This window comes from Segatella oris (genome assembly GCF_900637655.1).
Classification (GTDB): Bacteria; Bacteroidota; Bacteroidia; order Bacteroidales; family Bacteroidaceae; genus Prevotella; species Prevotella oris.
This window is the reverse complement of sequence record NZ_LR134384.1, coordinates 439,391-463,879: the sequence shown is the minus strand read 5'-3', so window position 1 is coordinate 463,879 and position 24,489 is coordinate 439,391. Positions and strand designations below refer to the sequence as shown.

The window sequence follows — 24,489 nt, the reverse complement described above, 5'->3', positions numbered from 1 at the left end:
TTCACAGCGGAAGTAAAAAGCATTTAAAAACAAGTTTTATGCCAGTTTGTCTGAAAAAAAGCCTACCTTTGCAGCGATTTTTCATTATAACGGACTTTAAATGACATTACAACACAATTCATTCAGCCCCTGCAAGGCAGGCAACAGGCTTTATCGAAAATTCCTATTGATTGTTTTTCAGCTTGTTATTTTATTCTTCACAACACACGCTTATGCTAAGGAAATAACGCCAAAGGCCGCACTTGACATTGCCAAACGGTATATAAAAATAGATCATAAAGCATTAAGAGCTGTGCCAACACGCGCCACAAGGTCTCATGTTTCCACCCCTTATTATATCTATAACGATACTCACGGCAACGGTTTTGTCATCGTTTCGGGCAATGATGCCATGGGAGAAGTGCTGGCTTACAGCCGTAATGGAAGCTTAGATACAACACGTCTGAACCCCGAAGCACGCTTTCTTCTGAAGCATTATCAGCAGGTTTATGACCAATTGAAACTTCACCCCGTTACCAAGCCCCGTGCACTTGCCACGCGCTCTGCAGGCGATGAGGTACGCCCTCTGCTCAAATCACACTGGGGCCAAGGCTATCCTTACAGTAAACAAACGCACTATGTAACCGGTTGTGTAGCCACTGCAATGGCTCAAATCATGTATTTTCACCAATGGCCCAAGCGAGGTAAAGGTCAAAACACCTATAAGTTGAAATACGACAACACACAACGCTCGGCCGATTTCTCGCAATCTGAATACAATTGGGGGCAGATGTTGCCCGATTATCGCTCTGGAAAATATAACAATACACAGGCAGATGCCGTGGCAAAACTGATGAATGATGTCGGCATTTCAGTACATATGCAGTACACACCTTATGCAAGCAGTTCTTCAAACTATGCCGCTGAACAGGCACTACGCACAAATTTCGACTACGATGTAGCCATGGTAGCCAAGCAGGACGAAGGCTCTTCGAATTTCTTGGAGATTATACAGAACGAACTTCGAAAAGGTTTTCCCCTCTATATCTCGGGCAATGCAAGCAACAATGCCAGTGGACATGCGTGGGTAGCCGACGGTTTCGATCGCAACGGAATGGTTCACATGAACTTCGGTTGGGACGGACAAGCCGACGGATATTACTCTCTTTCGGCGCTCAATGTGGCCAATTCAGGTAAAGAATTCAATGGAAGAGCACTGACATTCGGCAGGCAATTGGTGGTCATTGCAGCCCATCCTAAAAAAGATGGAACTGCACCTATCGACGAACAACTGCGTGGAAACGCGCCCAACTTGGCTTTCAACCTCGAAGGCGATATGCATTTTGTCGGCCAGAAACCTACAAACACAACGACCGAAAGCCATGTTGTGTATCATCATTTCGTCAATCAGAGCAATAATCCCTTCTGTGGTGACTTCGGCATTGGCATCTATGCAGCTGATGGTTCGTTAGTTCAAGCCTGCCCGACAGCTTTCCACGACATGGGCGGATATACCTTCTCGAAGTTTGCCAGCTATGATGGGAAGATGTCACCAAGCGGACTTATGGTTGATAATGTGGACATCAAGCTCGACTTTACAAAGCTGTCTGACGGCGTTTATACGCTTCTTCCCATTGCTGCTGCACGCAATTCAGACGCCACATTCGGCGCATGGACGAAGATGAAGAAGACACCCCGCATCGTGCTTGAAATCAAAAAGGGCGCTATCACCTATCGCGAACTGCCGTCAAAAGAGCATCCTTTCCAGCTCGCTGCTGTCCCGACATTCGACAAGACGCTCTATGCGGGAGAGTCAAACATGGCTCGTTTAGCCTTGAGAAAACTCAATGGGCAGATATTTGACGGTGTAGTCAAACTTGAATTCCTCGGCAATGACGGAAATCCTTTAGCCACTTTCGAGACCCCAAACAGTGTAGAGTTCGAGGAGTTTGCCACAACCTACGTCAAACTGCCATTCCAGTTATCCGAAGAAATGCGTGCAGGAAACTATACTTTGCGCGTGACTGTCATCAAAAATTACACTTATGAGAAGAGCGTTGTACTTAACTTCAACATGCAGGAAGCTACAGTCGTGAAAGTGGAAAACCGCGATGTAAGTCGTGAACCACTGCGCCAAGTCATGGGTTTTGTGCAGGACAACTCTGGATCAAGTATTCCGAACGAGCACATCGACGTAAACTATTACACTCCGTTCAAGGTGGGTTGTGTTGCTCATAGACGAGAGAATGTTGATTATAACGGCCCTGTTACTCTCTGCCTCATTGACACCTACGATGCTCGTCGTATTCCTTTGAGCACCTATCCTGCTACAATGACTCTCAATTCAGATAATGAATCGGCCACTATTCTCAGCGGTTGGCTACGTAAAAGCGACTTGCAAATCATCAATAACCGTAGTTATCAGCTTGCATTGATGGGCGAAGTGGATGGCAAAGAGGTTAATTTGTGGCCCGAAGCAGGAAGTCCTTTCTTCGTTTCTATCATCAATGGCCCCTATAACAGCTATCCCTATAATGGGCCAACCGGCATCAACGACGTGACCCAAACGGCTTCCGTGAGATTTGCAGACGGTCAATTGGAGGTGAAACAGAAAGGCCTACAGCGTGTATCTGTCTACAACCTGAATGGTATGACGGTTGCAAACAAGGCAGCGCAAGGCCAGGATTACGTTACGATTTCCCTTCCCCGCACTGCATATATCGTGAAGATTACCACGCAAAACGGTAGCTTTACGAAAGTCATCAGATAGTTCTTGCAGCATTGCTTGCACCGCATGTGCCTTTCGGGGCTTGGCTTTCAATCCCCCGAAGTGCATTAAAGATGCAGCTTGCTTCATATAGAAAAAAAGCATTATTTGAATGTTTATCAAAGGACTAATCTCATGAAACGAATTATATTTTAATTCTGTTCAAGTAACTTTACAAATCTACTTATAAAATACGCGCATTTGAAACGAAACCTTTCCTCGTTCCAAATGCGCGTTGTTTTTTAGCACTTCGCAAAGCTTTGACAATCAAGCCATTACAGCATTCAAGTCAAATCACAATGCAAGATCACGTTGAGAAGCGTTGCGTTTTGCGTCAAATGACCGTGTAATCTGCGTCAAGAAGCAAGGCAACTAAAGGCATTTTGCGTGGTAAAGTGATAGAAATAAGGCCTCACCCCCAACCCTTTGCTTTCCTCGTTGAGTTTCACTCAACGAACAGCGACCGTTGGTTCTCCAAGGAGAGGGGAGTGATGTGTTCTCTAATTATATTTTATTTGGGCTCCATTTTCAAGGCATTTTACTCCCCTCCCTCTTCGGGGAGGGGTTGGGGGTGAGGCCTTATTACAATTCAGAATAAAAAGATTTGCATTTCAAAAAAGAATATATTAATTTTGCAGAAGATGAAAACAGAAAAGCGAATTGCACTCTTCACGGGTACTTTCGACCCCTTTACTATCGGTCATCAGAACATTGTTGACCGCACACTACCGCTGTTCGACAAGATAGTGATAGCCGTTGCCGTGAGCAAACTGAAGCATACGAGCGAGGAAATTGATGCCCGCGTGAAAGCCATTGAAGCCGTTTACAAGGATGAGGAACGCGTGGAAGTGAAATCGTATGACGACCTTACTGTTGACATGGCACGTCGTGAGAGTGCACATTTCATCGTCCGTGGTGTGCGTTCAGTTAAGGATTTTGAATACGAACGCGAACAGGCTGAAATCAATCGAAAGCTGAGTGGCGTTGAAACTCTGCTGTTGTTTGCCGACCCTTCGCTGTCGAGTATCAGCAGTACGCTCATCAGAGAGTTGCGTTTCTTCGGTAAAAATGCCGACGAGTGGATAGCAAAGCCACGGAAATAAAAAGGCAGTAAGAGGATAAAAACTATATTGTTATGATTACATATAACACAGACGGCGTAGGAATGCCTAAGATGAAGAAACGCCTCATCAATCGATGGATACGGGCTGTCGCAGCAACCTACGGTCGGAAAGTGGGTGATATTGGCTACATGTTTGTTGATGATGAGAAGATACTCGAGGTCAACAACGACTATCTCGGCCATGATTACTACACGGATATCATTACGTTTGACTACGACGAAGACGACATTATCAGCGGTGATCTCGTCATCAGTCTGGACACAGTCCGCACGAATGCCGAGCAATTCGGCAAGGAATACGATGATGAACTCCACCGTGTCATCATCCATGGTATCCTGCATCTCTGCGGCATCAACGACAAAGGACCGGGTGAACGAGAGATTATGGAGGCCAATGAAAACAAGGCTTTAGCGCTGCTGAAAACGTTGGAAGAGGGATAGAAAGACGGAAGTTGGCCAACTACCTAAAGCCAAAAGCAATATAAAAACATTCTTTTGAGATGGAAAATACTAACACATCATGCGTTAGTATTTCTTGAAAAGTTCGGAATGTGTCCCCAAACGCAATAGTTTTATGACAGGCTTCTGCTTGTCATACCAAATTAAAAGGAAGTCGCTCTGAATGTGACATTCAAGGCATCCTTCATATTCTCCAGTTAATTTATGAGGGTTATAAGCCAAAGGTACAGCTCCTGTAGCCTGTAAACAAGTCAAGATTCTTTTTAAATCCCGTAGCTTTTCCCTATTATGCTTATACCGTTTAAGATCTTTCTTAAACTGTCCAGAGAGCTTTAATTCCATCAAATCTACAGAGATTGAATATAGTTTTCAAAATCATTCAAATCAAGGGTTTCAAGCTCTTTCCCTGACTTAGCCTCTTTAATAGCTGCAATAGTCTCTTCGTTGGGCTCGAAATACATGGCATCAAGCAACACACTCTCAACATAATTGTTAAGACTGCGGTTGGCTTCCTTAGCTCTACGCTTCAAAACATCAAGCAATTCTGCATTCAGTCTGAATGATGCGGCCTGTCGTGTTACTGTATGTTCCATATTCATTTATCATTATGTGTGTATGCAAATGTAATACAAAGTATTTATAATTGCAAGTAAATCCATTTTATTTTTCATTGAAATCTAAAAGTATAACCCAAGTAATGTGGTCACTATTGATGACTACTAAGCTGTAAAAGCAAAAGATATGCGACCTTCTACAGGCCGCATATCTTTTATGTTGTCCATCATGTAACTCTTTCAGAAGTTTTTGGTTATACCCAAAATGTTGCCATGATGGAACCTGATTCATTATAACTCTCTAAACAAATAATTTTTGAATGCGAAAAATGAAATAACTTTTGCCCTCACGGGTTGCTGTAATTTACAAAGTTGAGTACTTAATAGTCTAAAACTTAAACCTTCGATACAAAAGTAGAAATTACAGCAGAAAGAGGGTATCACAAAAGTTCACATGTTCTCACAAATATTCATTTTCGGCGTATTTTCCTTGATTTTTAGCCCCTTTTTTATTTATTTCACCTGATTTTCTCTGTCTTTTTTCTGTGATAAAGTACGGAAATCAGAAGGTGTAACACCAAATTTATCAGAGAAATTACGATAGAAAGTCTGCGCAATCGGCATGCCACATTCTTCTCCAATGGCCTCAATCGTATAGTCGGGACGGTCTCGAAGCAACTGTGCGGCATATTCCAAGCGTAGGTCGTTGATGAATTTCGTGAAGCTCATACCGGCATACCGGGTGAAAAGTTGGGCGAACTTATTATGCGGAACATACACTTCATTGATGATATCCTCACGTGTCAGCTTCGGTTGGAGGAACAACTTACGAGCCATGATGATATTTGCAATACGGTCGAAAAGTTCATGATCAACATCCACTTCCTGTTTGGTTGTATCCTCAACAGTACTTTCTTCTGTTTCAGAATCTTTTGTCTCATCCTCAGTTTCTTTACTTTGCTCATGCTGACTGCGCTCTTCCATCAACGCCTTACGGTATTGTAGGAGTCGGTTGATAGTATCCACCGCCGATGCATTCTTACGTGTGATAATACGGTTATAACGCACGATACGGAACACGATAAAGATGAGTAACAGGACGATAACGCCACCCATGATGAGGGCTATACGCATGGTTCTGAGTTCAGTTTCCTGTTGTTGCTGTTGCAATTCAAGAATTGTCGTCTCACTTGACTTTGCTAATTTGAAAGCCGAGCGGGGCATAAAACCAAACGTACTGTTGGCTCCGGCCTTCATAGATGCCGTATCCGGGCACTCCGCCAAGAGGCGAAAAGAGCGGTTAAGGTCGGGCAAGATGCGCAAAGCCTCATCATATTTCCCCGCATTCTGCATCACCAATTCGGTATTGAGCAGGGTATAGACCTTCTGATAGAGGCCGTTCCATTGGTTTTGGGGTGTCGGCATAGCATTGAAAATGCTGATAGCACGACGGAAATAAGGCACAGCATCATCGTATTCCCCTATGTTGGCTTTATTGATTCCAATAAGGAATGCGAGGGTAGCTTCATAGTTCTGAAACCTTTCTTCGATAGAACGTCCGAGGGCGATATAGGCATATTCAAGGCTCGATTGCGTTTCACCTTTCAGATATTTGGCATAGGCAATCTTCGTCATCGTACGGAAGTAAGCTTCCTTGCTTGATGCAGTATCTTCGATAGCTTCAGCCATCTGGCGTGCATCCTGCTGTCCCGAATGACAGGAAAAGAGCATTGCAGCCGACATTGCTGCAACCACCAACATGTGTAAAATCTTGTAATTAAAAGTCATTGTTTATAGTGATAGAGAGTTAGATTGTTTCGTTTGCTTGTCATTTCATCAGCTCCACAGCCTTCTCCACAATAGGATTGGTCTCGTTGATAATCTGGAAATACTCGCTCATATCCCACAAGTCGCGAGCCACAAGCGCCTTGAGTTGGCGGCGCAACTGGGGCAGGGTGGCCTGCAATTCTTTGTCGTCCTTGGGCTTTATCTTGTCTTTTGCTGCCATCTGGAGCACGTCATCGACAAACGATTGAGGCACTTCATAGCGGGCATTGAAGTCACCAAAGGTAGCAAACTGCTTTTTCAGCTGCTTTCGGTTGTTATCTATATATTTCAAATTTGCATTGATGATATAGCTTCGGGCAGCCAACTGGCGATGAAACTGCGTGTACAGTGTGGTGTCGAGAGGCACGAAGTAATCGGGCATAATGCCCCCTCCACCATAGACAATGCGCTGCTTTCGCAAGGTCTTATACTTCAGGGAGTCGGCAAAATGAATGCTGTCAGCACTATAAAGTTCACCATGTTTGAAGCGTTTTTCAATGTCCATGGCATAGTCAAGCGCTTCACCTTTCTTATAAGGTTTCTGTATGCAACGGCCCGAAGGCGTGTAGTAATGGGCTATCGTGAGGCGGATCATACTGCCGTCAGCAAAGTCTATCGGACGCTGTACAAGGCCTTTACCGAAAGATCTGCGGCCGACGACCTCGCCACGGTCTTGATCCTGGATGGCCCCCGTGACGATTTCAGCAGCTGAAGCTGTGTATTCATTGATGAGTACGAGCACCTTCCCATCAACCAACTTGCCCTTTCCGTCAGCGCGATAGTCCTGCCGAGGCACCCTGCGTCCTTGTGTATAGACAATCAAATCATCGTGATGAAGAAATTCATTGGCAATCTGGACAGCAGCCATAAGATAGCCTCCGCCGTTCTCCTGGAGGTCGAGAATGAGGTCTTTCATGCCCAAGACTTTCAGTCCTTCAACGGCATCCATGAATTCATTATACGTAGTAAGTCCGAAACTTCCTATGCGGATATAACCCACCTGCGGCCGAATCATATAGGCTGCATCAAGAGTTTTCACTGGAATTTTATCCCGGATGACGGTGAATTTGAGTGTACCGGCAATGCCACGACGCACAATTCCAAGCTTCACCTTTGAGCCCTTGACGCCCCGAAGCCGCTTCATGATATCCTCTTTCGACATCTTCACGCCTGCAATCGCCGTGTCGTTGACACTCACAATGCGGTCACCGGCAAGAATACCGACACGTTCTGATGGGCCGTTTACTATCGGTTGAATAACCAACAACGTGTCTTGCACCATATTGAACTGTACGCCGATACCCTCAAACGAACCCTGCAAAGGCTCATTCATCTGCTTGGTTTCCTTTGCTGTTGAATAGGAAGAGTGGGGATCGAGCTTCTCTATCATGCCACGAATACCGTCTTCAACGAGTTTCTTTTCATCGACACTGTCAACATAGAGATTAGTGATGGCCATTTCTGCAATCTGCAGTTTACGCATCGGAGAGCCGCTTCCGAGATTTATTCGCTGTGCCATTGACGATTGAGGTAACAGCAGGATAAAAAACAAAATGGCCCATGCCATTCCCTGATGGAGTGCATGAGTGCGGACTTTTGTATAGCGTTCTTTTCTCATTATATAGTTCTTTTCATTGGCCCCAGCGGTTTTTCACCGCTTAAGGGCATTAATCTAATGGGTCGGTATCAGCCTCGGGGAGATCTTCTTCGATAACAAGATTATCAATAATGAAGTTCTGTCGCTCCATTGTATTCTTACCCATGTAATACTCCAACAGCTTCCCTACCTGGTCGTTCTTATGGAGCGTCACCTGTTCGAGACGCATGTCAGGGCCTATGAAGTGTACAAATTCATCGGGACTGATTTCTCCCAACCCCTTAAATCGTGTGATTTCAGGCTCCGGCCCGAGGTCTTTTATGGCGTTGATACGTTCTTCTTCGGTGTAACAATAACGCGTGATGAAGTCACTTTTCTTCTCTTTCTTGTCCAATCGGGTGTCTGCTTCAGCAACTACCTGCTTGTTCTTGACCTTCGTGCGCTTGTTTCTGACGCGGAAAAGTGGGGTTTGAAGCACGTAAACATGCCCTTTCTTGATGAGTTCAGGAAAGAACTGAAGGAAGAAAGTTATTATCAACAAGCGGATATGCATGCCGTCAACATCGGCATCAGTAGCCACAATCACCTTATTATACCGCAGTGTATCAAGTCCTTCTTCAATATCAAGTGCAGCTTGAAGCAAGTTGAATTCTTCATTCTCATACACCACTTTCTTCGTCAATCCGAATGAGTTGAGTGGTTTCCCACGCAGAGAAAAGACCGCCTGAGTATTCACATCACGACTCTTGGTGATGCTTCCACTGGCCGAATCTCCCTCGGTAATGAAAATAGAACTCTCTTCCTTACGGTCGTTTTTGGCATCACAGAAGTGGATTCTACAGTCACGAAGCTTCCTGTTATGCAGGTTCGCTTTCTTCGCTCTCTCGCGTGCAAGCTTAGTCACTCCAGCCATTGCCTTGCGTTCCCGCTCGCTTTCTTTGATCTTGTTCTCTATCACTTCTGCCACATCGGGGTGGATATGGAGATAGTTGTCGACATTCAATTTAATGAAATCGCCCACATATTTATTGATGCTTTCACCATCAGGAGCCATCTGGGTTGAGCCGAGTTTGATCTTCGTCTGGCTTTCAAACACAGGTTCCTCAACATTCAATGCAATGGCTGCAACAAGTCCATTGCGCACATCGGTATACTCATAGTTCTTGTTGAAGAACTCCTTTATCGTCTTTGCAATATGCTCTTTGAACGCACTCTGATGTGTTCCCCCCTGCGTAGTGTGCTGTCCATTGACGAAACTATGATACTCTTCACCGTATTGGTTGGTATGTGTGAAGGCAATTTCTATGTCTTCTCCGATGATATGAACAATAGGATACAGACCGTCGTTCGTCATATTGTCATTCAGCAAATCGGCCAGACCATTGCGGCTTTTGATGCGACGTCCATTATACATAATGGTCAATCCGCTGTTCAGATAGGTGTAGTTACGCAACATAGTCTCGACAATATCATTGTGAAAACTATAGTCCTTGAAGAGCGTATTGTCGGGTTCGAAATAGATATATGTACCGTTTTCATCGTTCGTATCAAGGGTTTTGTCACTCTTTTTCACACCCTTTTCGAATGTCAGCTCACGCACTTTCCCATCACGGAATGACTTCACCTCAAAGTGCGAACTCAAAGCATTGACGGCCTTGATACCTACACCATTCAGTCCGACACTCTTCTTGAAAGCCTTTGAGTCATATTTTCCACCGGTGTTAAGCATGCTGACTGCCTCAACCAATTTACCCTGCGGAATACCTCGTCCATAGTCACGGACACTCACCCTGAGGTTGTCTTCCACTTCGATTTCAATGCGGTCGCCGGCTTTCATCTTGAATTCATCAATTGAATTATCAATTACTTCTTTCAAAAGTACATAGATACCATCCTCCGGGAGATTGCCATCTCCGAGACGACCGATATACATACCCGGGCGCGTTCGCACGTGTTCCATATCCGAGAGGTGTCGGATATTATCATCAGTATAGGCAACAGGCTGTTCCTGTTGCCCGTTCTTAATTTCATTTATCGTTTCGTTCTCTGGCATATTTGTCTTTTCTAAGGATATCTAAAGGGGTTTCTCTGAATGTTTAAATCAGTTTCTTGTAACAGCGTCGACGTTTATGTTGCACGGTTTCAAGGTACTGCCACTGCGACTGTACCTTTCCGTTAGTTTCCATTTCAACATGAGTTTCCCCCCATTCAATGCCATATTTCTGATAAATAGGTATCAAATGAGAGAACAACAAGGCGTTGGCGCCTTTCACACGATACTCAGGCAGAACGCCAATCAATAACAAATCGACAACCTTTGTCTTATGAAACTTCAACACACGAAGTACATTCCACCAGCCAAAAGGCAGCAACCTGCCCTTATGAAGCTTTTGTAATGCACGCGTCAACGAAGGAATTGTGATGCCGACTCCCACTAATTTATGGGGCGTTACACTCCAGTCTTCCACTATCGGCACCCAGTTGAGATCAACAAAAGGCAGATACATGTCTACATATTGCTTGATCTGCTTGTCTGTCAGCTCTGAATATCCATAGAGATTCTTAAAGGTTTCATTGATGATTTCAAAAATCTTATGACCATATCCCCCTTTATAAACCTCCTTTCTTTTCAGCGCACGCACATGAAGATCATAACGTGTCTCAATCATTTTTGCCACTTTCTGATACTTCTCGGGCATCTTTTCAGGCACAATGAGCTTGTATTCCACATAGTCATTATCCTTTTCCCAACCCCCAAGTTGCTCCATATGGCGGGGATAATAAGGGTAGTTATAGATGGTTGCCATGGTTCCAAGCTGATCAAAACCCTCGGTAAGCATGCCTTCCGGGTCCATATCGGTGAAGCCAAGTGGCCCGATAATGTTGTCCATGCCATGCTCCTTGCCATATTTCCCAACGGCATCGAGCAGTGCACGGCTCACTTCCAAGTCATCAATAAAGTCTATCCAACCAAACCTTACGGCCTTTGTGTTCCACTTTTCATTGGCTTTATGATTGATGATAGCAGCCACACGACCAACTACCTTGCCTTCCTTATAGGCCAAATAGAGTTCTGCTTCGCAGAATTCAAAGGCAGCATTCTTCTTCGGGTTCAGCACCTTTGCATCGTCACTATACAGTGTCGGTGCATCATATTCATTCCCTTGGTAAAGCTCATAATGGAATTCGATGAAGGTTTTTAAGTCTCTTCGGTTCTCAACCTTCCTTATCTCAAGTGATGACATGTATCTCTTAATTTATCTTCTAAATATGCAAAAATAGCCAATTTCAGCCAAAAAGCCAAATTTACATTTGTTTTTTGCATATTATTAAGGTATGAACAGTGCCCACAGTGGTTGCAAAAAGATAGGTGTCACCACCATCCTTGAGATGCAATTTCTTGCGTAATTCGACCGCACTCAACGGAAAATTCCTCACCGCTATATTGGCTTTCGCCAGTCCTGCAAGTTTTGTTTTCAGTTCCTTCCTGTTCATCGACATGATATCTTCTATACAGAAACCGCGTCCCGGGAAGTCTTCCACACGCTTCTCAGACACGAATAAATGAGAATTCTGCCCCACTCCCTGCAGTTTGAAGCGTTCAGCAAGGCTGCCGAAACATCCTCCTTTCATCAACGAAGCATTCGGTTCATAAAGCCAACGCACAGACCTTAAATCCTCAACCAAAGGCCATTGACGGGGCTCCTCACCTATCCTGCAGACAAAGGCATCATCATCATTCACACAGAAAAGGCGCTTTTCTCCTGCTTCTCCCTGCTGCATGACGAGCAAAAGCTCCTTGCATTCACCACCGACACTGACGATATGCACCTCACAGACATGTTTCATTCGCACCACGGCAGCGTGCCAATCAAGCATCGGAGAAAGCTTTATCATCACCAAGCGGGCACGTTCAACAAGTTCATCACTAAGCGCAGTCACGTCAGGAGAACAGTCTTCAATGGCGTAAGTCTTGCCTCCATGCGCATCACGACGGGCAGGATCAAGATAAATCAACGCCTGCTTGTCTTGTAAACTATGCAGAAAATCGCCCCCATCTCCATGCACCACCTCGGCCTGCTGCAGTCCGAAGCAGTGGAAATTGTGGCGTGCAATCTCACAGAGTCGTTCTTGTTGCTCCACATATACCGCCTTTCCGAAACTGCGTGCCATATATGAAAAGTCAACTCCGAAGCCTCCGGTGAGATCTGTCATCATGCCTTTCTGCCGTTCTTCTGCCGTCAACAGCCGCTCCACGACACTGCATTTATAACGTGCCGCCTGCTCACTCGAACACTGTTCCATTGACAAATGAGGTGGAAACAGCACACCATCTTCTGCTGCCCATTCAGGCAGTTTGCGCCGTGCCAATTGCCACCCCTGTATCTGTTCGAGGGCAAACGGCATGTCAACCTCGGAGTATTTATCGGCTTGGAAGGCCAACGTGCGCACATCATCCAAGCGATGCTGACGGATAAACAATTCAGAATTCATAGCGACATCAGTTCTAATGGTCTCATGCTCTACGGCAAAACAGAGGCTCAACGCTTGCTTTTTCCCTGCAATTTCTTTTCATGAAACCGTCTGATTGATGAATGACAACCTGCTTAAGGGATTACTTTATAATACTTCTTTGCCGTTGCACGCGAGCATTTATTAAAGTGCCACCACTCCGTTCTGAGTGGAATAAAACCGCCGTGATGCATCACCTTGCGCAGCAACTGACGGTTTTCACGTGCCTTTGGGCTTATCTTTTTCTCACTTACCAACCGGTCTTCATGGTCAATATGGGCCGCCATGCCCATGTAGTCGATTTTAGTTCCCATGTCGAGCGTGTCACCTTTCAGCGTACAGAGCGTGATATCAACAGCCATGCCATAGTTGTGCATGCCGCCACCATGGGCAGGATTAGACACATAGATATCCTTATTCGTCTGTTTCACCTTATCCCACATCTTCTGTTGAATACGCATCGGGCGGGCCGCATCATAGACTTTCAGACTCAAGTCGGGGCGCAGTTGCTTCAAATAAGCCTGTGCTTTCTTCAGTGCAGCCATGGCTTCGGGATGCAGAAACGCTTCCTTGAGGTCGTCATAGAGCACCACGCCGCAGAAGTTATCGGCCCTACTGTACATCAGACTCACATGAATTGACGGGGCTTCCTTCTGTATGTTCACATAGCCTTCACGCGCCAATCGTCTTGCCGTGGCACTCTCCTTGTCGGCAGCAGAAACTGAAAACACACAACCGAACAACAGCAACAGACTGCCAATCCGCAGGCATTGAATTCTCTTCTTCATCATCATCTTTCACTCATCTCTGTTTTCTTTCATCGATTTTACATCTTCTTGACCGTTTTCATGATGACGATCGAGCCGACGAAGAACATAATTAAATGCCTCCATTCCCACCAACACAAGCAACGTAGCCACTGCCGAGAGCACATAAAGTCCGGCACCACAGCCTAAACCTATAGCCGCAGTGACCCACACTCCGGCTGCCGTTGTCAGCCCGCGCACGGCATTTTTCTGGAAAATTATCGTTCCGGCACCGATGAAACCGATACCCGAAACCACCTGAGCTGCTATGCGCGACACGTCAAGACGCATATTGGGGTCTTTCAATACGCCCTCAAAACCATAGGCAGAAATAATCATGAAAAGAGCCGAACCCAATGCAACAAGAAAGTGAGTACGCAGTCCTGCCGCCTTCTCTCTATATTCACGTTCGAGACCGATAAGCCCGCCTAAGACGGCTGCCACGAAGATACGAAGGATAAACTCGAATGTCATCATACGCACAGAAAAATGATTTATACTTGCAAACTTACACAAAAAAAAGGAAAATCCCTTCTTCTTTGCCATTGAAAATAAAGGACAGGCAACTGCATCCTGCATGTAGTTAATCACCGCCTGAAGTCAAGAAAACATCAAAAACCAAATGGAAAAGACTGAAAAAGGTGTTTCCTTACACCTTAATAGGTCGTGAACAACATACTGAAGTCGGGCATTATTTCTCATGAAACGGCAAATTAATTCTCTTGTCCTGATTTTACCAATCTCTTTATTTATGGCACTTCTGAACATATCTATAAGTTTCATCTATCACCTTATATATAATTTCTATTGGTAAAAAAAGAGAGATTATATATCTTTGCAATGTCTTTTACGACAAAGATTGTTTGGATATTCTATGAAAGGAGTACGTGATAGGGAATTACATTTGGACAATATGAAGACTATTCAGCCAGGGATTGGCACTTACAACATTATGTAAAGACTGCAGCGGAGTGATCCGCTGCATGTTTTCTCAACACGAATTCACATCTATAATAGCTACCACCATAGATATATATGTATAGTTCGGGGAGGTCAGTCAATGATTGGCTTCCCCTATTTTTTATGCTCTTATTTCACTCCCTGCATCTTCATCAATTATTTTATAATTGTCCTTGTATAACCCGTAAATTCAAAAACAGATTCTTCTCGGCCCGAAATACGAGGACTTTAGAAATGTTTTGTAATGCACTGTACTTCAACCCATTACCTCTCTTGATTGAAATTCCTGTGCTTTTTGACGTCAATGTATGTTGCAATTTGCGTCAAGTTATCGTGTAATTTGACGGAGATTACAAGGTAAAGTGACTCAAATGAAGCTGTGAAATGCGTCATATTGCGGTGTATTCTGCATCAAGTTACGACGCAATAGAACTTGAATTGCGTACTATGGTTTTCGAAGTGGTAAAATTGCATGGCAGGCTTTAGACCTATATTGCCCTTATCTTTTCATCGAAATCCTTGGCTCCGCCTTTCTCATGAAATAGTTTTTGCAGGAGGCGTTGCCGCATGTTGGTTACGCTTTGCGGACTGATTCCGAGCAAGGCAGATAGTTCGCTGGGAATGAACCGCAGACGGATGAGCATGCAGATGTGGCGTTCTTTTGCGTTGAGGTCGCTATGGTTGAGCAGCTTTATCAGTGGAGTGTCGTGGTTGACAATGAGCCGGGACAGTTCATGCCAGTTGCTTTCGGGGGCCATTTGTCCACGTGAAGCAAGGCGATGCAGACTGAAAACGCAAGCGCTGGTGAGCATTTCATTTTCTATGTTCCATTTTTCAGGCGCTTTTCTGTCATCTTGATAGTGGGCGATGCGCTTTTCCAAGAGGCTGATTTTGCTTCGAGCCTGCTGATATTCTTCGAGGTATTGAACGTATTGGGCATTGACATTGTTGAGGCTGTGACGCAGTGTTTTCAGTTTGTTTTTATAGTGGCGGTGTCCCGTGATGGCAAGGAATGCAAGACAGATGATGCCCAAGAGCAGGGCATTGATGCGTTGGTAGGCCCGCTTTTGCAGCGTAGCATGCTCGTAGTCGGCCTGCAATTGGGCAATCTCATCGGTGTTGATATGTGGTGCTTCCTTTGTGGCTCGGCGATATTCCTGCAAAAGAAAAGTGTTGTCGGGCTTGAATTTCAGGAGAGAGTCGAGGGCAGCCATGCGCGTTTCGTGGTCGCTGGCGTTGGCAGCTTGATACCAGTAGTCTTCTGCCATGGCTGTTTTTCCCTTTCTTTGCCACAGATTTCCTATGGCCATTGCAGCGTGGTAAGAGTCGTCAAGAGGGTAGGCTTGGGTGAGATATGCACCTGCATGCGCATCATCCTGATGGTCGAGATACCACTCCCCGATGCTTGTCATCGCTTCTGCATAGGTGTGATGGTCGGTTTTATCGATGAGGGGTAAAGCTTGTTTCAGGCACAGCATGGTGCTGTCAGCGTGTCGCAAGCGTTTGTGCGCATGACTTTCATAGAGATAGCATTGAGCAATCAGTGGCTGATTTCTTTTGAATGCCCGTGCAGATTGACGTGCTTCCTTAAACTGTTGCAATGCCCGCTGATAGCAGCCGTTGGCAAGATTGATGCTCCCAAGTTGCAGTTTGGTGAAGCATTGTTGGTATTTGTCGCTGTTGGCAGTGTGCTGTTCTGCAGCAATGGCGTTCGTGAGGGCTTCTTTGTAATAGCCATGCTTGTGTTGGTTGATGCTCTTGCAGAGCAACGCGCGTGCGAGTAGAGTGCTTTCGTCCTGCTGTCTGTAGTAGTTGATGAGCGTGTCAATGGTTTGGTTTGTTTGGAAGAGAAGCGGTTTTTTCAGGAAAGTTTCGCAATAGAGCAGGCTGTAATAGGCCTTGTCTTCAGGGGTGGTAAACAGCGTGTTGTTTTCATATAGCAGGTTGAAAGCCGAGTCTGGGTTGGTGCGCTGCAGGCTGTCAACGTGCATGAGGAAAGCGTTGCGGGTGCTCTTTGTAGAACATCCCGCAACGAAGAGAGAGATTATTAATATAATAAGGTGGAGTTTCCTCATTCTTTTATTTGAGTCTGAAAGCTACAGGTATGTTGAACTTCACTCTTACGGGCTTGCCTTCTTGCTTTCCCGGAGACCACTTGGGCATTGCTTTTATGACTCTTTCGGCCTCTTTGTCAAGCAAAGGGTGTATATGTCTGACGACTTTTACATTGCTGATGCTGCCGTCTTTCTCAACGATGAAGTTAATCATGACCTTTCCTTCGATGCCCTTTTTCTCGGCTTTTGGGGGATATTTGATGTTCTTGGCAAGGTATTGCATCAGTTCCTGCATACCACCAGGATACTGGGGCATCACTTCTACGATGTCGTAGACCTTGGTTTTCTTCTGTGCCTGTGTCTCTGTTGTCGCGAAACTGAATATCAATGCGAGCATGAACATCAGGGCTTTCATTCTTGTTGTCATTCTGGTTTTCATTTTGTTTCAAGTTTGTGGGTTTATAATTCCGTTGTTTGTCATGACGTTGCAAAAGTAGTAAATTCTTCGTTTGCAGTCAAGTAAATCGTTACACAGGTTTACACAAGGGGTCGCATTTCCTTTTCTTTGCTTGTAAGTTTCCGTTGTTTTCTCTTCTCTTTTGTTATATACGACAGTTCTTAGTCTTTTTAAAAAGGACTGGTTCTGTTTGCTTTTTGTGCATAATATTTTACATAAATGCAATTGGAAGGCTCTGGCTTATTTGCTCAATCTTGTTGGAAGTCTCTCCACTTCTGCTCCACTTTTCTTCATTTGCCCTGAAGTTTAGATTAATTAACATTTCAACTATCTGATAATCAGTGGCTTTTCTTTCTCTAAGAACAAGAACAAAGAACAAGAACAAGAACGACGGAAAGAAACAGAAGAAAGGGATCCGCCGACGCCGATGTGTTCTCTGTGTAGTTTTCTTTACAGTTGCGTCGCCGTCCTCAAGCTTGCGGTCAGCCTCTCTGCGGTCAGCCTTTTGTCGGTATGTTCTGTTTCCTGACCTCGTAAATCCTGTCTTTCTGTCATGATTTATGAAAATTTTCAGTTATTTTCAAACTTTTCTTTAAAAACATTTGGAAGTGGCGTGTTTTTGTATTACCTTTGCAAACGCTTTCAGGAAGAAATCACTTGAACATTGATTATGCATTCCAGGAGCAAGGCAGGGGTCTTGCGACAGACTTTTGCCACTTAGAAGAAGCGTTCTTTGAAAGGATTTACATAAACAGAGAAGTAGTACAAGAAGCAAGACATGTAGCAATATGTGTCTTGGGTAGAATAAACGAACCGATCAATTCGAGCAGTGAAGTGATGGGGAATGGGACAGTGAGTGATTGCTTTCTTAGTCCGTTGCTTTCTTGCTTTCAATTTGTTTTTTTACTATTAAATCAGGGAGATTCGTTCTGAACAGATTATTTAGGGTATGAGTTTGAAGCCGAGACAGTTCTGCTGTCTTTTCTTTTTGCTTTTTACCTTTCAAACTTACTTTACAATGGAGAGTTTGATCCTGGCTCAGGATGAACGCTGGCTACAGGCTTAACACATGCAAGTCGAGGGGAAACGACGGGGGAGCTTGCTTCCCCGGGCGTCGACCGGCGCACGGGTGAGTAACGCGTATCCAACCTGCCTCTGACTGAGGGATAACCCGTCGAAAGTCGGCCTAATACCTCATGGCATCGTCTGCGGGCATCCAACGACGATTAAAGATTTCATCGGTCAGGGATGGGGATGCGTCTGATTAGCTTGTTGGCGGGGTAACGGCCCACCAAGGCGACGATCAGTAGGGGTTCTGAGAGGAAGGTCCCCCACATTGGAACTGAGACACGGTCCAAACTCCTACGGGAGGCAGCAGTGAGGAATATTGGTCAATGGGCGAGAGCCTGAACCAGCCAAGTAGCGTGCAGGATGACGGCCCTATGGGTTGTAAACTGCTTTTATGCGGGGATAAAGTGAGGGACGTGTCCTTCATTGCAGGTACCGCATGAATAAGGACCGGCTAATTCCGTGCCAGCAGCCGCGGTAATACGGAAGGTCCGGGCGTTATCCGGATTTATTGGGTTTAAAGGGAGCGTAGGCCGTGGATTAAGCGTGTTGTGAAATGCAGGTGCTCAACGTCTGCACTGCAGCGCGAACTGGTCCACTTGAGTGTGCACAACGCAGGCGGAATTCGTCGTGTAGCGGTGAAATGCTTAGATATGACGAAGAACTCCGATTGCGAAGGCAGCTTGCGGGAGCACAACTGACGCTGAAGCTCGAAAGTGCGGGTATCGAACAGGATTAGATACCCTGGTAGTCCGCACGGTAAACGATGGATGCCCGTTGTCAGGCTGTTTCAGCCTGGTGACCAAGCGAAAGCATTAAGCATCCCACCTGGGGAGTACGCCGGCAACGGTGAAACTCAAAGGAATTGACGGGGGCCCGCACAAGCGGAGGAACATGTGGTTTAATTCGATGATACGCGAGGAACCTTACCCGGGCTTGAATTGCAGACGAACGATTCAGAGATGATGAGGCCCTTCGGGGCGTCTGTGAAGGTGCTGCATGGTTGTCGTCAGCTCGTGCCGTGAGGTGTCGGCTTAAGTGCCATAACGAGCGCAACCCCTTTCTTCAGTTGCCATCAGGTGATGCTGGGCACTCTGGAGACACTGCCACCGCAAGGTGTGAGGAAGGTGGGGATGACGTCAAATCAGCACGGCCCTTACGTCCGGGGCTACACACGTGTTACAATGGCCGGTACAGAGAGTTGATTTTGTGCAAACACGATCTAATCCTTAAATCCGGTCCCAGTTCGGACTGGGGTCTGCAACCCGACCCCACGAAGCTGGATTCGCTAGTAATCGCGCATCAGCCATGGCGCGGTGAATACGTTCCCGGGCCTTGTACACACCGCCCGTCAAGCCATGAAAGCCGGGGGTGCCTGAAGTCTGTGACCGCAAGGAACGGCCTAGGGCAAAACCGGTGATTGGGGCTAAGTCGTAACAAGGTAGCCGTACCGGAAGGTGCGGCTGGAACACCTCCTTTCTGGAGACGGATTTCCTGCTGGTTGACGAGTTGACAGTAAACAAGTTGACGAGTTAACGGGTTTACAAGTTGACAAGTCGACAAGTCAATAGTAATGACAATAGGGATAAATAAAAGAGAGATAGGCAAGGAATTCTGCCGTTCTTCTTGTACTGCCGCACCTGTTTTTTGATATAGAGAAAAAGGAAGCCGGGCTATCCAAGCCCAGGTCTTGGACAGCAGCCAACCGGGATTCATGAGCATGAGCATGGAAATGATAATTATGCATTGTGCATCATGAACAGACCACAGTCCTATAGCTCAGTTGGTCAGAGCGCCACACTGATAATGTGGAGGTCGGCAGTTCAAGTCTGCCTGGGACTACTTCTTTAATTCATAATTCATAATTAATAATGCATAATCCAAACTAAAATTTGAGTTTTGCTTATTAATGGAACCTTGAATGATGAACACTCCAATCAAATGGTAATCATAATTATGCATCATGCATTAATCATTATGAATTACTACCTTGGGGGATTAGCTCAGCTGGCTAGAGCACCTGCTTTGCAAGCAGGGGGTCAACGGTTCGAATCCGTTATTCTCCACAGATGGACATCACCGTGCATGCTGAAGCGTGCATTCTGAGGTTTCCATACGATCTTTGACATATTGACACAAGCAAAAACTGTAAAGTAAACTAAGTTCAGTCTTAGAAATCAAATCGCAAGATGCGATTTCACTTGACAGCTGAAAGTATGAGCTTCAGAAGGTGAAGCCGGAGGAAGGCAGAGCAATGTATGTTGCTTCTTGTATCCCCGCTTTATCCTTCATAAGAAGAAAGTAAGAAAGGGCGTATGGCGGATGCCTAGGCTCACAGAGGCGACGAAGGACGTGATAAGCTGCGATAAGCCCCGGGTAGATGCAAATAATCTCTGATCCGGGGATTTCCGAATGGGACAACCCGGCCGTCTGAAGGACGGTCACTCACGCTGAGCGTGGGAGCTAACGCAGGGAACTGAAACATCTTAGTACCTGCAGGAAAAGAAAATAAACAATGATTCCCCCAGTAGTGGCGAGCGAACGGGGAAGAGCCCAAACCGTGACTGTGGCAACGCAGCTGCGGGGTAGTAGGACCGCGACATTGTATGGATCGAGTGAAAAGAATCTTCTGGAAAGAAGAACCACAGAGGGTGAAAGTCCTGTATTTGAAGCAAGATTCGGCATAGCGGTATCCTGAGTAACGCGGAACACGAGTAATTCTGCGCGAATCCGCCGGGACCATCCGGTAAGGCTAAATACTCCTGTGAGACCGATAGTGAACCAGTACCGTGAGGGAAAGGTGAAAAGCACTTCGACAAGAAGAGTGAAACAGTTCCTGAAACCATACGCCTACAAGCGGTCGGAGCCGGTATATCCGGTGACGGCGTGCCTTTTGCATAATGAACCTACGAGTTACCATCTCTGGCAAGGTTAAGAGTAATGATGCTCCCAGCCGCAGTGAAAGCGAGCCTGAATAGGGCGTTTAAGTCAGAGGGGGTAGACGCGAAACCAAGTGATCTACACTTGACCAGGTTGAAGTTCCGGTAACACGGAATGGAGGACCGCACCGATAAGCGTTGAAAAGCTTCCGGATGAGTTGAGTGTAGGAGTGAAAGGCCAATCAAACTTGGAGATAGCTCGTACTCCCCGAAAGGCATTTAGGTGCCGCGTGTGGCGATCTCCGTGAGAGGTAGAGCGACCGATAGGTCAAGAGGGCTTCACCGCCTATCGAGACCTGACGAACTCCGAATGCTCACGGACTGCAGCCATGCAGTAAGGGGGCGGGTGCTAAGGTCCGTCCCCGAGAGGAGAAGAATCCAGACCGCCGTCTAAGGCCCCGAAATTCTGTCTGAGTTAGTCTAACGAAGTCCGGTCCCCATGACAGCTAGGATGTTGGCTTGGAAGCAGCCATTCATTCAAAGAGTGCGTAACAGCTCACTAGTCGAGGGTCCGGGCATGGATAATAATCGGGTATAAGTCAGATGCCGAAGGCGCGGGATAGCAATGTATATTGAAAGTATCGGTAGGGGAGCATACCATGTGCGCAGAATGGTGATGATGACAGATCCTGGAGCGCATGGTAAAGCAAATGTAGGTATAAGTAACGACAAGAGGGGTAAGATTCCCCTCCGCCGTAAGTCTAAGGTTTCCCGGGCAATGCCAATCATCCCGGGGTAAGTCGGGTCCTAAGTCTCAGCCGAATGGCGAAGGCGATGGCAGAAACGGTCAACATTCCGTTACTACCTTCAGGAGCGACGTGGAGACGGAGCAGTGACACTGCCGCGGGGCGACGGAAGTCCCCGTTGAAGAGCGTAGGCGTTGATCGGAGCAGGCAAATCCACTCCGAGAGCCGACCTTGACAGTACGGCCTCCCCCTCGGGGGAAGCTGACAGCGCAGGTAACCATACTCCCGAGAAAATCCGCTAAGCTTTATCCTGTAGGTACCCGTACCGCAATCCGACACAGGTAGACGGGTAGAACATACTGAGGCGTTGAGAGATTCATGGTTAAGGAACTAGGCAAACTGACCCCGTAACTTCGGGATAAGGGGTCCTCATAGCAATATGAGGCGCAGAGAATAGGTCCAGGCAACTGTTTAACAAAAACACAGGGCTGTGCAAACTCGAAAGATGACGTATACAGCCTGACACCTGCCCGGTGCCGGAAGGTTAAGAGGAGAGCTCATCCTTTAAGGTGAAGGTTTGAATTGAAGCCCCGGTAAACGGCGGCCGTAACTATAACGGTCCTAAGGTAGCGAAATTCCTTGTCGGGTAAGTTCCGACCTGCACGAATGGTGTAATGATCCGGACGCTGTCTCAACCATGATCTCAGTGAAATTGTAGTATCGGTGAAGATGCCGATTACCCGCGATGGGACGAAAAGACCCCGTGAACCTTTACTACAGCTTAGCATTGATCTCGGTCATCCGATGTGTAGGATAGGCCGGAGGCTTTGAAGCGCGGGCGCCAGCCTGTGTGGAGCCATCCTTGAAATACGGCCCTTTGGCTGTCTGAGGTCTAACCCGCGCGATTGCGGGGACACTGCTTGGTGGGTAGTTTGACTGGGGTGGTCGCCTCCAAAAGCGTAACGGAGGCTTCCAAAGGTGCCCTCGGGCCGATTGGTAACCGGCCTTACAGAGTGCAATGGCATAAGGGCGCTTGACTGGGAGGGAGACATCCCGAGCAGGCAGGAAACTGGGGCATAGTGATCCGGCGGACGTGTATGGAAACTCCGTCGCTCAAAGGATAAAAGGTACTCCGGGGATAACAGGCTGATCCCCCCCAAGAGCTCATATCGACGGGGTGGTTTGGCACCTCGATGTCGGCTCGTCACATCCTGGGGCTGGAGAAGGTCCCAAGGGTTGGGCTGTTCGCCCATTAAAGTGGCACGCGAGCTGGGTTCAGAACGTCGTGAGACAGTTCGGTCTCTATCTATCGTGGGCGCAGGAGTTTTGCGTGGTGCCGTCACTAGTACGAGAGGACCGTGACGGACAGACCTCCGGTTTACCGGTTGTGCCGCCAGGTGCACCGCCGGGTATCTGCGTCTGGACTGGATAAGCGCTGAAAGCATCTAAGTGCGAAGCCAGCCGCAAGATTAGAACTCCATTGAGGGTCGTTGCAGACGACGACGTTGATAGGGTGCAGGTGTAAAGACGGCGACGTCAAAGCCGAGCACTACTAATTGCCCGAGACTTTCTTCTTTCAGGCTCACACTTTGAGCCGTTCAAGGCAATGGACTGGAAACTGAGTCCTTTACAGCTTTGCTTGTGGAGATATTGTTAGTCAGTTAACAAGTAGACAGTGGACAAGTAAACGAGTTGATAGTTAATAGTTAACAAGTAGACGGTAGACGAGTAAACGAGTTGCTTGATAAAGCAAAAGCGACAAATAAGACAAATAACTTGTCAACCAGTCAACGTGTCAACAGAAACAGTTTACGAGTAAACGAGTAGACAAGTAAACAAGTTGCTTGATGTAATGACAGCAGCAAATAAGACAGATAACTTGTCAACCTGTCAACTGCAGACTAGTCAACTGAAAACGAGACATCAGGTGGTTATTGCGGTGGGGTTCCACCTCTTCCCATTCCGAACAGAGAAGTTAAGCCCACTTGCGCCGATGGTACTGCAATGCAATGCGGGAGAGTAGGTAGCCGCCTCCTTTCAGCCGGAGCCCCGAGGATACAATATTCTCGGGGCTCCTTTTTTGTGTTGGTCCTTTTTCCAAGTCTCCTCTCTATGCCTTTCAGGGAGCCCTATTTCTGCCAACTCTTATTGGGAGCTGTCGTCCTCTTTCCATCCATTTACAAGGGAAAGGCCTCCCTTCCCATGTTGCCTCTCCTGCCATCCGCATCCTATCCCTCTCGCATTCTGATGCAGAAAGCCAGGTTACTTGACGCAGATTGTAATGTAACTTGATGCAGATTGCAATGTAATCTGACGTAGATTACGGCATGATTTGTGTCAAGTTAGAAGCTGATATGGCACAGGTTGGAATGTGATGTGCCGCAAATCGCGCGGTGAAGCATATGTTCTTTATCTCTGATGTGGTGATTTTGTCGTTCTTTTCGTTATAGATTAATTTGTGTTAAACTATTTGGTTCTTACTTTTTTTTACATATCTTTGTATCGAATTCCTATCTGATAATCTTATTTAAAAACCTAAGTTAAATACATCCAACTATCGTTTGACCATGTTTAAAAATACATCTATAGCCAAATTATGGGTGAATTATCCCCTCTCTTCAGTTTTGTCTAATGTTGATGATGCTGTGACTGATTAGTGGTTGTTCGGGCAATAGATTGTTTTTTAAGCTGCAATGATGAT

At 46.3% G+C, this 24,489-nt stretch carries 14 protein-coding genes, 2 tRNA genes and 3 rRNA genes; 8 read left to right on the top strand and 11 right to left on the bottom strand.

Translation table 11 applies throughout. The features are described from left to right. Positions 1–100 precede the first annotated feature (100 nt). From EL210_RS01945 to ybeY, 3 genes are all read left to right on the top strand, one after another. Positions 101–2,749, top strand: coding sequence for a thiol protease/hemagglutinin PrtT (locus tag EL210_RS01945; protein WP_018919798.1), 2,649 nt, complete (start codon positions 101–103; stop codon positions 2,747–2,749). 638 nt (positions 2,750–3,387) lie between these two features. Continuing rightward, positions 3,388–3,849, top strand: coding sequence for a pantetheine-phosphate adenylyltransferase (gene coaD, locus EL210_RS01940; protein WP_018919799.1), 462 nt, complete (start codon positions 3,388–3,390; stop codon positions 3,847–3,849). A gap of 32 nt (positions 3,850–3,881) precedes the next feature. Further along, positions 3,882–4,310 carry an rRNA maturation RNase YbeY gene (ybeY, locus tag EL210_RS01935; protein ID WP_004373441.1) on the top strand — a complete coding sequence of 143 codons (429 nt, stop codon included), beginning with the start codon at positions 3,882–3,884 and terminating at the stop codon, positions 4,308–4,310. Positions 4,311–4,394: 84 nt separating this feature from the next. On the opposite strand, the gene EL210_RS01930 is transcribed toward ybeY, so the two are convergent. The 11 genes from EL210_RS01930 to EL210_RS01880 all read right to left on the bottom strand — a co-directional run bounded on the left by EL210_RS01930 (position 4,395) and on the right by EL210_RS01880 (position 17,077). Beyond that, on the bottom strand, positions 4,395–4,670 hold the full coding sequence (locus tag EL210_RS01930) for a type II toxin-antitoxin system YafQ family toxin (protein WP_004377853.1): 276 nt from the start codon (positions 4,668–4,670) through the stop codon (positions 4,395–4,397). 5 nt (positions 4,671–4,675) lie between these two features. Next, positions 4,676–4,927, bottom strand: a complete 252-nt coding sequence (locus EL210_RS01925; protein WP_004373445.1) for a hypothetical protein — start codon at positions 4,925–4,927, stop codon at positions 4,676–4,678. A gap of 468 nt (positions 4,928–5,395) precedes the next feature. Then, on the bottom strand, positions 5,396–6,670 hold the full coding sequence (locus tag EL210_RS01920) for a helix-turn-helix transcriptional regulator (RefSeq protein ID WP_004373447.1): 1,275 nt from the start codon (positions 6,668–6,670) through the stop codon (positions 5,396–5,398). 40 nt (positions 6,671–6,710) lie between these two features. Beyond that, complete coding sequence (locus EL210_RS01915) at positions 6,711–8,327, bottom strand: S41 family peptidase (protein ID WP_025879553.1); 1,617 nt, start codon at positions 8,325–8,327, stop codon at positions 6,711–6,713. A 49-nt stretch (positions 8,328–8,376) separates the two neighbouring features. Continuing rightward, positions 8,377–10,359 (bottom strand): DNA topoisomerase IV subunit B, encoded by a 1,983-nt coding sequence (locus EL210_RS01910; RefSeq protein ID WP_018919802.1) that lies wholly within the window; start codon positions 10,357–10,359, stop codon positions 8,377–8,379. A gap of 43 nt (positions 10,360–10,402) precedes the next feature. Then, a complete protein-coding gene (locus tag EL210_RS01905) occupies positions 10,403–11,551 on the bottom strand; it encodes a hypothetical protein (RefSeq protein WP_018919803.1) in 1,149 nt (382 codons plus the stop codon). Between the two features lie 61 nt (positions 11,552–11,612). Further along, positions 11,613–12,800, bottom strand: coding sequence for a THUMP-like domain-containing protein (locus tag EL210_RS01900; protein WP_018919804.1), 1,188 nt, complete (start codon positions 12,798–12,800; stop codon positions 11,613–11,615). Positions 12,801–12,913: 113 nt separating this feature from the next. Further along, complete coding sequence (locus EL210_RS01895; RefSeq protein ID WP_018919805.1) at positions 12,914–13,612, bottom strand: M15 family metallopeptidase; 699 nt, start codon at positions 13,610–13,612, stop codon at positions 12,914–12,916. 3 nt (positions 13,613–13,615) lie between these two features. Then, positions 13,616–14,101 carry an MgtC/SapB family protein gene (locus tag EL210_RS01890; protein WP_025879552.1) on the bottom strand — a complete coding sequence of 162 codons (486 nt, stop codon included), beginning with the start codon at positions 14,099–14,101 and terminating at the stop codon, positions 13,616–13,618. A gap of 971 nt (positions 14,102–15,072) precedes the next feature. Continuing rightward, positions 15,073–16,659: a hypothetical protein gene (locus EL210_RS01885; protein WP_026285902.1), complete on the bottom strand. Its 1,587-nt coding sequence runs from the start codon at positions 16,657–16,659 to the stop codon at positions 15,073–15,075. Between the two features lie 4 nt (positions 16,660–16,663). Beyond that, on the bottom strand, positions 16,664–17,077 hold the full coding sequence (locus tag EL210_RS01880; protein WP_018919808.1) for an energy transducer TonB: 414 nt from the start codon (positions 17,075–17,077) through the stop codon (positions 16,664–16,666). A 1,033-nt stretch (positions 17,078–18,110) separates the two neighbouring features. Here EL210_RS01880 and EL210_RS01870 point away from each other — a divergent pair. The 5 genes from EL210_RS01870 (at position 18,111) to rrf (ending at position 23,824) form a co-directional block, all read left to right on the top strand. Next, positions 18,111–19,642, top strand: a 16S ribosomal RNA gene (locus tag EL210_RS01870). 289 nt (positions 19,643–19,931) lie between these two features. Continuing rightward, positions 19,932–20,005 (top strand) — tRNA-Ile (locus EL210_RS01865). Positions 20,006–20,155: 150 nt separating this feature from the next. After that, positions 20,156–20,229, top strand: a tRNA-Ala gene (locus EL210_RS01860). A 229-nt stretch (positions 20,230–20,458) separates the two neighbouring features. Beyond that, positions 20,459–23,363, top strand: a 23S ribosomal RNA gene (locus EL210_RS01855). 348 nt (positions 23,364–23,711) lie between these two features. After that, positions 23,712–23,824 (top strand): 5S ribosomal RNA (rrf, locus tag EL210_RS01850). The 16S, 23S and 5S rRNA genes sit together here with 2 tRNA genes alongside, the layout of an rRNA operon. Positions 23,825–24,489 lie beyond the last annotated feature (665 nt).